General features: G+C 72.6%; 12 protein-coding genes. 4 read left to right on the top strand and 8 right to left on the bottom strand.

Annotated features, from left to right (window positions below):
* Positions 1–38: 38 nt before the first annotated feature.
* The 3 genes from VGR37_22600 to VGR37_22590 form a co-directional block, all read right to left on the bottom strand.
* Complete coding sequence (locus tag VGR37_22600) at positions 39–1,163, bottom strand: FAD-binding oxidoreductase (GenBank protein HEV2150206.1); 1,125 nt, start codon at positions 1,161–1,163, stop codon at positions 39–41.
* Between the two features lie 80 nt (positions 1,164–1,243).
* The gene (locus tag VGR37_22595; protein HEV2150205.1) at positions 1,244–2,017 is read right to left on the bottom strand and encodes a class I SAM-dependent methyltransferase; all 774 of its coding nucleotides are present in this window, start codon (positions 2,015–2,017) and stop codon (positions 1,244–1,246) included.
* Positions 2,014–2,217: a hypothetical protein gene (locus VGR37_22590; GenBank protein ID HEV2150204.1), complete on the bottom strand. Its 204-nt coding sequence runs from the start codon at positions 2,215–2,217 to the stop codon at positions 2,014–2,016. Before VGR37_22590 ends, VGR37_22595 begins: the two co-directional genes overlap by 4 nt.
* A gap of 169 nt (positions 2,218–2,386) precedes the next feature.
* Here VGR37_22590 and VGR37_22585 point away from each other — a divergent pair, with 169 nt between their 5' ends.
* Genes VGR37_22585 through VGR37_22570 form a run of 4 tightly spaced genes read left to right on the top strand, consistent with a single transcriptional unit; the run spans position 2,387 to position 5,757 of the window.
* Positions 2,387–2,707: a nucleotidyltransferase domain-containing protein gene (locus tag VGR37_22585; protein ID HEV2150203.1), complete on the top strand. Its 321-nt coding sequence runs from the start codon at positions 2,387–2,389 to the stop codon at positions 2,705–2,707.
* Positions 2,704–3,102: a HEPN domain-containing protein gene (locus VGR37_22580; GenBank protein ID HEV2150202.1), complete on the top strand. Its 399-nt coding sequence runs from the start codon at positions 2,704–2,706 to the stop codon at positions 3,100–3,102. The genes VGR37_22585 and VGR37_22580 overlap by 4 nt, the downstream gene beginning before the upstream one ends.
* A 16-nt stretch (positions 3,103–3,118) precedes the next feature.
* On the top strand, positions 3,119–5,554 hold the full coding sequence (locus tag VGR37_22575; GenBank protein ID HEV2150201.1) for an aldehyde dehydrogenase family protein: 2,436 nt from the start codon (positions 3,119–3,121) through the stop codon (positions 5,552–5,554).
* A 38-nt stretch (positions 5,555–5,592) separates the two neighbouring features.
* Positions 5,593–5,757 (top strand): hypothetical protein, encoded by a 165-nt coding sequence (locus VGR37_22570; protein HEV2150200.1) that lies wholly within the window; start codon positions 5,593–5,595, stop codon positions 5,755–5,757.
* A 78-nt stretch (positions 5,758–5,835) separates the two neighbouring features.
* Here the strand turns inward: VGR37_22570 and VGR37_22565 are convergent, their stop codons facing one another.
* From VGR37_22565 to VGR37_22545, 5 genes are all read right to left on the bottom strand, one after another.
* On the bottom strand, positions 5,836–6,783 hold the full coding sequence (locus tag VGR37_22565) for a slipin family protein (GenBank protein ID HEV2150199.1): 948 nt from the start codon (positions 6,781–6,783) through the stop codon (positions 5,836–5,838).
* A 9-nt stretch (positions 6,784–6,792) separates the two neighbouring features.
* Entirely contained in the window at positions 6,793–7,161 is a 369-nt protein-coding gene (locus VGR37_22560) for a GntR family transcriptional regulator (GenBank protein ID HEV2150198.1), read from the bottom strand.
* 76 nt (positions 7,162–7,237) lie between these two features.
* Positions 7,238–7,432 (bottom strand): hypothetical protein, encoded by a 195-nt coding sequence (locus VGR37_22555; GenBank protein HEV2150197.1) that lies wholly within the window; start codon positions 7,430–7,432, stop codon positions 7,238–7,240.
* Between the two features lie 136 nt (positions 7,433–7,568).
* Positions 7,569–9,185, bottom strand: coding sequence for a peptide MFS transporter (locus VGR37_22550; protein HEV2150196.1), 1,617 nt, complete (start codon positions 9,183–9,185; stop codon positions 7,569–7,571).
* 198 nt (positions 9,186–9,383) lie between these two features.
* Positions 9,384–9,761 (bottom strand): CopD family protein (locus VGR37_22545; GenBank protein HEV2150195.1); only part of this gene is annotated, 378 nt, incomplete at its 5' end.

Raw genomic sequence — 9,761 nt, 5'->3', positions numbered from 1 at the left:
CCCGGGGCCCCCGCTGCCGTGCCATACCGCCCCGGCCGTCAGTCCGCGCGGAACGCCTCCGCCAGCGCCGAGCCGCCGCGCACCGCGAGCTGCGCGGCGGCCCGCCCGCAGATCGCACCGATCACATTGCCGGTGCCGCTGTAGCCGCCCGCGGCCCACACCCCCGGCCGCACCTCCTCCAGCACCGGGAGCCCGTCCGCCGTGTACCCAACCGACGCCGCCCAGCGGTGGGTCACCGGGGCGGCGCGGACCCCGATCCCCTCCCGGAGGAAGCGCTCCAGCATCTCCTGCACGCGCGGCGACGGCTCGACCGAGTCGGTCCACTCCGCATCCCCGGCCCGGTCGCGGAAGCCGCCCAGGGCGACCCGGCCGTCGGGGAGCTGCTGCCAGTACTCGTACCCCCAGCGGGCGTACACCGGGCACGGTACGCGGACCTCCGCGGTCGGCGCGGTGGCGAGCATCTGCAGCCGCGCCGTCCGCACCCGGCCGGCCAGCTCCGGTAGGACGCGCTCCAGCCGGCCGTCCACCGCCACGACGACGGCGCCGCAGCGGACCGTCCCGCGCGGCGTCGCCACCTCGGTTCCCGATATGGACAGGGCGGGGGAGCCCTCGAAGAGGCGGGCGCCCCGCCCGGCGGCGCGGCGGGCGAGCGTGCGGGCACGGAGCAGCGGCTGGAACGCGCCGTCCGTGGGGATGCGCAGGCCCCGCCCCTCCGGCCCGTCGTACGGCTCCACGGGGAGCCCGTCGGCGCGCATCGCGTCGAGCTGGGCGCGGCAGTCCTCCTCCTCCTCGGGCGAGCTGGCGACGCGCAGGGAGCCGACGCGCCGGACCGCCTCCGGTACCTCCGCCGCGATCCGGTCCATCTCCCCCAGCGTGAGCCGGTAGAGGCGCAGCGCCCGCGCGTGGCCGTACCGCTCGACGGCGTCGTGATAGAAGGGATAGGTCCCCGCCAGGAGGAAGCCGCCGTTGCGACCGGCCGCGCCCCCCGCCACCGGGCCGGCGTCGATCCCCGCCACGTGCACGCCCAGATCCAGCAGCTCCCCCACGCAGGCGAGCCCGGAGCCGCCCAGCCCCACCACGCACACGTCGGCGTCCACGTCCGCTTCCAGGCGCGGGAGGCCGGGCCAGGGGTGGTCGTCCCAGACGGGGGTGTCGCCGGTCATCGTTTTGTGGGTGCGTGTGAGCCGCTTCGGGGGCGCCAAGCTACCGCCGGGTCGGCGCCGTCTCAAGGCGAGGGGCGCCGCTACTCCGCCGCGGCGTACCCCGCGCGGATGGCGAGCGGCCAGCGGACGCGCCTCCGTGCGGCGGGGTCGCCCCAGGCGGGGCGCAGCTCCTCCACGACGCCGGCCACGGGGTCGCGGCCGTGCGCGGCCATGTACCGCTGCGTCGCGGACCAGGTGCGGAGGTAGCCCGCCAGTCCGTCCAGCGTCAGCTCGGCCTCCATGGCGAGCGGCGGGGGCGCCAGCTCCGCGAAGGGGAAGTCCACCGACGCGTACCCCTCCTCCACCAGCGCCCGCTCCGGGGGCCAGTACGGCCCCAGCAGGCAGTCGTAGAAATCGCCGAAGACCCGGTCCAGCGCGGCGTCGGAGAGGGTGAGGCCGGCGTAGCACCAGGCGGCGAGCAGCCCCCCGGGGCGCAGCACGCGCCGCGCCTCGCGAAAGAAGGCCGGGACGTCGAACCAGTGCAGCGCCTGCGCGACGGTCACGAGGTCCGCCGACGCGGGCTCCAGGGTGCTCCGCTCCGCCGGCGCGACGCGGTACTCCACCCGCGGGTGCGTGCGGGCGTGGGCCACCTGCTCCGCGCTCGCGTCCGTCGCCACCACGCGCGCGAAGCGCTCCGCCAGGGCGAGCGCGGCCTGGCCGCTCCCGGTGGCGCAGTCCCAGGCGAGGGCGCGGCCCGGGGCGCGCTCGACCAGCCAGTCGAAGAGCGCGGGCGGGTAGCCGGGGCGGAAGCGCGCGTACTCCCCCGCCACCCCCGAGAAGTGGTCGTGGAAGCCCCCGCCTGCCTCCCCGCTCACGCGATCCGCCTGGAGATGCGGGCGCGGACCAGCGGGACGGGCTCGTCGTCGCCGTCCCTGAACTCCTCCTGCACGTCCACCCGCACGGTCAGCCCGTGCTCGCAGGCGGTCCGGATGGCCGCCTTCAGCGCCGTCGCGGCGTCCACCACCGCGTCCGCAAGCGGCTCGATGCGGGAGATCGTCTCTCGCGTTCCTTCCATCTCCGTGCGCTCCCGTTTTTGGGGCCCGCGCCGTCTGCCGGGTGCGGCGAGCGATGCATCTACCGAACCACGGGGCGGGACTCGGGGGCGGGCACGTTGAGACTCCCCGGCTGCTGCACTACATTGTCCCTTGAGCGATCCCGGCGAAACGGCGAGACTGGAGGAGCGCGTGACCGAGCGTGTGTCCCGGATCCTGGAAGAGCTGCGCTCCCGGTTGGAGGAACTGTACGGAGATCGTTTGGAACAGGTGGTCCTGTTCGGCTCCCACGCGCGGGACGATGCCACCCCGGAGTCGGATGTCGATGTGCTGGTGGTGCTCCGGGGGGAGGTGCGGCCCTGGGAGGAGATCCAGAGGACGAGCGAGATCGTCGGGGAATTGTCTCTCCGGTCCGGGCTGGACATCGCACGTGTCTTCACCTCCGCGGAGCGATACCGGAAAGAGCAGTCACCCTTCCTCCTGAACGTCCGGCGCGAGGGAGTCGCCGTATGACCGAGGTGCAGCGTGCGTTGCTGGAGAAGGCCAAGAAGAGCGTCGATGCCGCGGTTCTCCTGGCGGATGGCGGCATGTACGATTTCGCGGTTTCTCGGGCCTATTATGCTATGTTCTATGTCGCGGAGGCCTTCCTCGCCGGGAAGGGGCTGAGCTTCTCGAAGCACTCCGCCGTGCACGCGGCGTTCGGACAGCGCATTGCCCGACAGGGGGTCGTGCCCGCCGAGTTCCACCGGTACCTTATTGACGCGGCATCCGCACGGAACACGGGTGACTACGGAGTCGACACAGGCTTCACGCGGGAGGATGCCGGGCGGCTCATCGCTCAGGCAGAGGAATTCATCGGGATGGGCGAGCAGCGGATCCCCTCCCTTTCGTCGGAAACTGACCCCTGACACGACGCGGTTCCACATGAGCAGCATCGCCGAGATCTTCGAGACCATGGAATACGGCCCCGCGCCGGAGAGCGTGTCCCTGGCGAACCGCTGGCTGGAAGAGCGGGACCGCACGATGAAGCTGTTCGTCGCCGGGGAGTGGCGCGAGCCCAGGGCGCGGGAGTACTTCGAGACCACCAACCCCGCCGATGGAAAGACGCTCGCGCGGGTGGCGCAGGGCGGCGCGGACGACGTGGACGCGGCGGTCCGCGCGGCGCGCGCGGCGCTCCCGGGCTGGAAGGCGCTCGGCGGGCACACGCGGGCGCGCTACCTGTACGCGCTGGCGCGCCAGGTCCAGAAGCACTCGCGCCTCTTCGCGGTGCTGGAGTCGCTGGACAACGGCAAGCCCATCCGCGAGTCGCGCGACATCGACATCCCGCTGGTGGCGCGGCACCTCTACCACCATGCCGGGTGGGCGCAGCTCATGGAGAGCGAGCTCCCGGGGCAGGTCCCCGTGGGCGTGGTGGGGCAGATCATCCCCTGGAACTTCCCGCTCCTGATGCTCGCGTGGAAGGTGGCGCCCGCGCTGGCGATGGGGAACACCGTGGTGCTCAAGCCGGCGGAGTTCACCTCGCTCACCGCGCTCCTCTTCGCCGACGTCTGCCGCGAGGCGGGGCTCCCCCCCGGCGTGCTCAACGTGGTGACCGGCGACGGGCGCACCGGCGCCGCGCTGGTGGAGCACGCCGACGTGGACAAGATCGCCTTCACCGGCTCCACCGAGGTGGGGCGGATCATCCGCATCGCCACGGCGGGGAGCGGGAAGAAGCTGTCGCTGGAGCTGGGCGGCAAGTCGCCCTTCATCGTCTTCGAGGACGCCGACCTGGACAGCGTGGTCGAGGGCGTGGTGGACGCCATCTGGTTCAACCAGGGACAGGTGTGCTGCGCCGGCTCGCGGATCCTGGCGCAGGAGGGGATCGCCGAGCGGCTGGTGGCGAAGCTGCGGGCGCGGATGGAGATGCTGCGCGTGGGCGACCCGCTGGACAAGGCGGTGGACATCGGCGCCATCAACTCCCCGCAGCAGCTGGAGAAGATCCAAGGGCTGGTCCGCCAGGGCGAGGCCGAGGGCGCCACCCTGTGGCAGCCCTCCTGGAGCTGCCCGGAGGAGGGGTGCTTCTACCCGCCGACGCTCTTCACCGACGTGAGCCCCTCGTCCGTGATCGCGCAGGAGGAGATCTTCGGCCCCGTGGTGGTGCTGATGACCTTCCGCACCCCCGGCGAGGCCGTCGAGCTGGCCAACAACACCCGCTACGGCCTGGCCGCCAGCGTCTGGACGGAGAACGTCAACCTCGCGCTGGACGTGGCCCCCAAGGTGGTGGCGGGGACGGTGTGGATCAACTGCACCAACGTGTTCGACGCGGCCTCCGGCTTCGGCGGCTACCGCGAGAGCGGCTTCGGCCGTGAGGGCGGGCGGGAGGGGCTGTGGGAGTACGTGAAGCCGGCGTGGGAGGAAGCTGCGAAGGCGCGCGGTGCGAAGGTGCGGAAGTCGGACGGCGATGCCGGGGCCGCGGAGGGTGCACTCCCGCACGCACGCACTTCCGCACTCTCGCACTCCGGCAACGGCGGGCCGCCGCCGATCGACCGGACGGCGAAGCTGTACGTGGGCGGGAAGCAGGCGCGCCCGGACTCGGGGTACTCGCTCCCGGTGCGCGGCGGGGACGGGCGTCACCTGGGCGAGGTGGGGCGGGGGAACCGCAAGGACGTCCGCAACGCGGTGGAGGCGGCGCACAAGGCGGCGAAGTGGGCGAAGTCCACGGCCCACAACCGGGCGCAGGTGCTCTTCTACGTGGCCGAGAACCTGGCGGCTCGCGCGGAGGAGTTCGCCCGCAGGCTGGCGCAGGGGAGCGGCGACGAGGCCGCGGCCGCGCGCGAGGTGGAGGCGTCCATCCGCCGCCTGTACACCTGGGCGGCGTGGGCGGACAAGTACGACGGCCTGGTGCACCACACCCCGTTCCGCAACGTCACCCTGGCGATGAACGAGCCCATCGGCGTGCTGGGGATCGCCTGCCCGGACGAGGCGCCGCTCCTGGCCTTCGTCTCGCTGGTGGCCCCGGCCGTCGCGGTGGGCAACACCGTGGTCGCCGTGCCCTCGGAGCGCTTCCCGCTGGCGGCGACCGACTTCTACCAGGTGCTGGACACCTCCGACGTGCCGGGCGGCGTTGTGAACATCGTCACCGGCATGCGCGAGGAGCTGACGGAGACGCTCGCCGCGCACGACGACGTGGACGGCATCTGGTACTTCGGGACGGCGGAGGGGAGCGGGACCGTGGAGCGCCTTTCCGCCGGCAACATGAAGCGCACCTGGGTGGGCTACGGCCGCGGGCGCGACTGGCTGGACGCGGAGCAGGGGGAGGGGCGCGAGTTCCTCCGGCAGGCCACCCAGGTCAAGAACATCTGGGTGCCGTACGGGGAGTAGCCCGGCGGCGCCGAAGTCGCGTTGCGCAAGGAGGGAGCATGGACGGACAGCCGCCGGCAAGACGGTTCCGCTCGGGGGGCCTCCTGGTGGGCGTGATCGTCCTGGTCTTCCTGCTGGCAATCGCCTTCGGGATGCTCTCCGAGCGGGAAGACGCGCAGAACATCCCCCCGGAGGAGCGGCCCGTCGGCGAGACGACGCGGTAGGAGCCTCACCGCGCAGGAAGAGGAACGGCCGCCGGGCACCCGCCCGGCGGCCGTTCTCGCGTTGGTATCCCGCGCCTGCTACTCCTCGACCACCCGCAGCTCCGGCTGCGCCCTCCGGTCCGCCTCCGCCTGCCTGGCGAGCGCGGCGGCGCTCATCACCCCGGCCGGGCCCATGGAGTCCACGATGCTGCTGGGGACCACCATCATCCCGCCCTTCTGCTTCAATCCCTCGTAGAGGATGTTCATCTGCCGCAGCTGCAGGGCGGTGGGGTTCTGCCGGTACGCCTCCGACGCCTTCGCGAAGAGCTGGGCGATCTCCACCTCCGCCTCGCCCAGGATGATGCGCGCCTGCTTCTCGCGTGCCGCCTGCGCCTCGCGCGACATGGCGTCCTGCAGCGAGGCCGGGATCACCACGTCGCGCATCTCCACCGAGTGCACCGTGACGCCCCAGGGGGTCGTGCGCTCGTCGATCAGCGCCTGCAGCTCCTTCTCGATCCGCTCGCGCCCGCGCAGCAGCTCCGTGAGCGAGGTGCGGCCGATGATGTCGCGGAGCCCGGTCTGCGCCGCCCAGCTCACCGCCTGGGCATAGTCCTGCACCTCCAGGGCCGCCTTCTCCGGGTCGTACACCGTCCAGAAGAGCACCGCGTCCACGTTCACTGGGACGGTGTCGGAGGTCAGCGTCTCCTCCGCGGCGAAGCTGGTAGTGACGGTGCGCTGGTCGATCCAGGCGGGGATGGTGTCCACGAAGGGGATGATCCAGAAGGGGCCGGGGCCCTTGAGCCCCACGTAGCGCCCCCAGCGAAGCACCACGGCACGCTCCCACTGCCGGGCGATCTTGGGGGAGAGCGCCGCCACCAGCCCCACCCCCACCCCCGCGAGCGTGGCGAGGGCGCTCCCGGTCGCCGCAGTTACGGCGACGCCCGCCAGGGAGGGCGCGGCCAGGCTGAGCGCGGCCAGGATGTTGGCGCGGGGGGCCTTGGGAACCGGCAGGTTCGGACGGACGGGCACCAGGTCGGTAGCGGCCATGGGAACCTCCTACGCGCTGCGGCGCTGGTCGAGGTGGATGATTACGTCGTCGAGCGAGAAGCCGAGCGCCGCGGCCTCCCGGAGGAACGAGTCCTCCAGCGCGGCCAGCTCCAGGTACAGCTCCTCCCGGCGGATCGCCTCGCGGGCGGAGCGGACCCGGGTCCCCTTCCCGGGACGGTCCTCCAGCACCCCCTGCGCCCGCAGCTCCGCGTACGCGTTCTCCACGGCGTTGGCGTTGACCCGCAGCTCCACGGCGAGCTGCCGGACGGTGGGGAGGGGGTCGCCCGGCTCCAGCAGCCCCGCGCCCACGGCGGAGCGGATGGTGCGGACGAGCTGCGCCTCGACCGGGGTTGGGTCGCCGGGGTCTACGTGGAACATGCGGCCAGCGGATGTAGAGGTCTCGTCTACTCTGTAGCTACGCGGCGGGAGTGTCAATAGTTTCCCGCGGGACGGCCTACTCCCGCCCCATCTCCAGCGTCCGCAGCGCGGCGCGGCGCCGCACCGTCATCTCCGCCACCTCGATGGCGAGGAAGACCTCCTCGGTCCACCCCTCCTCCTCCGCGAAGCCCAGCGCCGCCGCCAGCTCCCGGAGGTACTCCACCTCCAGCCCACGCCGCTGGAGCTCGGCTGCGATCTCTTCGTCGGTCATGTTCTGCATGGCGCACCCCCGGCTCGGAACAACGGACGTCGGTCACCGGTGCCGCGCTGCAGGGTCCGTTCCTGCCCGCGAACGCAGACGGGGCGCCCCGAGGGGAGCGCCCCGTCCCGTTCCCGGAGGGCGAAGCTCAGGTTGCCGCGGCCGGGTCTCGCCCGGTGCGGGCCATCATCCGCCGGATGGGGATGGCGAGCAGCGCCAGCACCACCGCGGCGGCCATCAGGAGGACGGTGGTGGTGGTGAAGAGCTCCGGCATCTGCTCCAGCTTCTCGGGGTCCACGCGTCCGCCCACGAGGCCGCCGATCAGGTTCCCCACCGCGGAAGCCAGGAACCAGATCCCCATCATCTGCCCCGCGTACTTGCGCGGCGACAGCTTGGTCATGGACGAGAGCCCCACGGGGCTGAGGCAGAGCTCGCCCACCGTCTGGAAGAAGTAGCTCCCCACCAGCCACCAGGGGGACACCAGGAACTGGCCGCCGCTCTCCACCACGCGGTTGGCGGCGAAGATCATCAGGAAGAACCCGAGCCCCGCGAAGAAGAGGCCGAGCGCGAACTTGGCCGGGCTGGAAAGGTCCGCGTTGCGCCTCCCGAGCGCCACCCAGAGCGCCGCGAAGGCGGGCGCCAGCAGGACGATGAAGAGCGAGTTCACCGACTGGAACCACACGGCCGGGATCTCGAAGCCTCCCACCATGCGGTCGGTGAAGTCCGCTGCGAACAGGTTCAGCGAGGTGGGCGCCTGCTCGAAGGCGCTCCAGAAGACCGCGGCGAAGACGAAGAGCACCACGATCACGGCCACGCGCTTCCGCTCGTCGCCGCCCAGCCCGCCGAACAGGAACACGTAGCCGAAGAACGCGGCGGCCAGCCCCACCAGCACGAAGGTCATGTTCTGGCCGATCACCTGCGCGTTCAGCGCCACCGTCCCGGTGGCCGCCAGCACGAAGAGGGCGGCGATCACGACCACCAGGCCCACGATGAAGAGCCTGACCTGTCCCTCCTGCCGGCGCTGGACCGCGGGGTCCGGGTGCCGGGGGGGCTCCATGCCGATGTCGCCCAGCGTCTTGCGGGCGCGGAGCGTGTAGACGATCAGGCCCACCGCCATGCCGACGCCGGCCGCGCCGAAGCCGTAGTGCCACCCCACCATCTCGCCGAGCGCCCCGGTGATGAGCTGCCCGAAGAAGGCGCCGATGTTGATCCCCATGTAGAAGATGGAGAAGCCGGCGTCGCGGCGGGCGCTGGCCTCCTCGCTCCCCATGGGGTACAGCTCGCCGACGATGGCGGAGATGTTGGGCTTGAGGAGCCCCGTCCCCATCACGATCAGCACCAGTCCCAGGAAGAAGAACACCTTCCCCGAGGTCCCCGCCCCCGCCAGCCCGGACAGGCCGATGGAGAGGTGCCCCCCGGTGATCAGCACCGCGCCCCACCAGATGGCCCGCCGCAGCCCGAGGAGGCGGTCTGCCACCCAGCCGCCCGGGAGCGACGCCAGGTACACGAAGGCGCCGTAGATGCCGACGATGGCGGAGGCCTGGTCGCGGCTGAACCCGAAGCCGCCCTCGGCCAGCGCCGCGGCCATGAAGAGCACCAGGAGGGGGCGGAGCCCGTAGAACGAGAACCGCTCCCACATCTCGGTGAAGAACAGCGTCGCCAGCCCGCGCGGGTGCCCGAAGAACCCGGTGTCGTGCGATGAGTGTCCGTGCGGCGCCGGGGGCGCCACCGTGGCGGACGAGGAATTCCTGGGGGTCTGTGCCATCGGGGTGTCGGTGACGGGTGGACGGGTCGGTGCAGCGGGTGCGCCCGGCGAGCCGCGGATTCAGCGGCCCGCTCCCGCGGGCGATGCGACCCGGTGTCAGCGTGCCGCAGGTGAGTGCCTGGATTCCGGAAAAGACGTCAAGCTACGTGCCCGCCGCGCGATGCGCCAGGATGTTCGCGTCCTCGCGGCGCGGGACGGTCAGGGGGTGGGGAGCCCCACCAGCAGCGCCGTCGCCAGTACCACCAGCACACCGAGGCCCACCTCCGCCCCTACGGCGGCGCGGAGCCGCCGGTCGGCGCCCTCCCTCCCCAAGGCGGGGGTGACCCGCCGCCAGTTGTACGCGCCGGCCGCGGCGGCCAGCGCCAGCAGCGCCAGCTTCACCAGGAGCGCGCGGCCGTAGGCGGTGGCCCACAGCTCGGCCGGGGCTCCCAGGTGGAAGAGCGCGCTGACCACTCCCGTGGCCGCCGCGGTTCCCGCGCCTATCAGCGCCACCGGGGAGAAGGCGCGCACCAGCGCGGCCAGCGCCGCCCCCCGCCCGCCGGGGGCGGCGCCCACGGCCGCGGGGATCCCGATCCC

The sequence above is a fragment of the Longimicrobiaceae bacterium genome (assembly GCA_035936415.1).
In the GTDB taxonomy this organism is placed as follows: domain Bacteria; phylum Gemmatimonadota; class Gemmatimonadetes; order Longimicrobiales; family Longimicrobiaceae; genus JAFAYN01.
This window is presented reverse-complemented; position numbering and strand designations above follow the sequence as displayed.

Excerpts from the sequence above, each read along its gene's own strand:
- VGR37_22580 (HEV2150202.1), top strand. The coding sequence starts at position 2,704 with ATGACCGAGGTGCAGCGTGCGTTGCTGGAGAAGGCCAAGAAGAGCGTC.
- VGR37_22550 (HEV2150196.1), bottom strand. The coding sequence starts at position 9,185 with ATGGCACAGACCCCCAGGAATTCCTCGTCCGCCACGGTGGCGCCCCCG.
- VGR37_22575 (HEV2150201.1), top strand. The coding sequence starts at position 3,119 with ATGAGCAGCATCGCCGAGATCTTCGAGACCATGGAATACGGCCCCGCG.
- VGR37_22600 (HEV2150206.1), bottom strand. The coding sequence starts at position 1,163 with ATGACCGGCGACACCCCCGTCTGGGACGACCACCCCTGGCCCGGCCTC.
- VGR37_22565 (HEV2150199.1), bottom strand. The coding sequence starts at position 6,783 with ATGGCCGCTACCGACCTGGTGCCCGTCCGTCCGAACCTGCCGGTTCCC.
- VGR37_22555 (HEV2150197.1), bottom strand. The coding sequence starts at position 7,432 with ATGACCGACGAAGAGATCGCAGCCGAGCTCCAGCGGCGTGGGCTGGAG.
- VGR37_22570 (HEV2150200.1), top strand. The coding sequence starts at position 5,593 with ATGGACGGACAGCCGCCGGCAAGACGGTTCCGCTCGGGGGGCCTCCTG.
- VGR37_22560 (HEV2150198.1), bottom strand. The coding sequence starts at position 7,161 with ATGTTCCACGTAGACCCCGGCGACCCAACCCCGGTCGAGGCGCAGCTC.
- VGR37_22590 (HEV2150204.1), bottom strand. The coding sequence starts at position 2,217 with ATGGAAGGAACGCGAGAGACGATCTCCCGCATCGAGCCGCTTGCGGAC.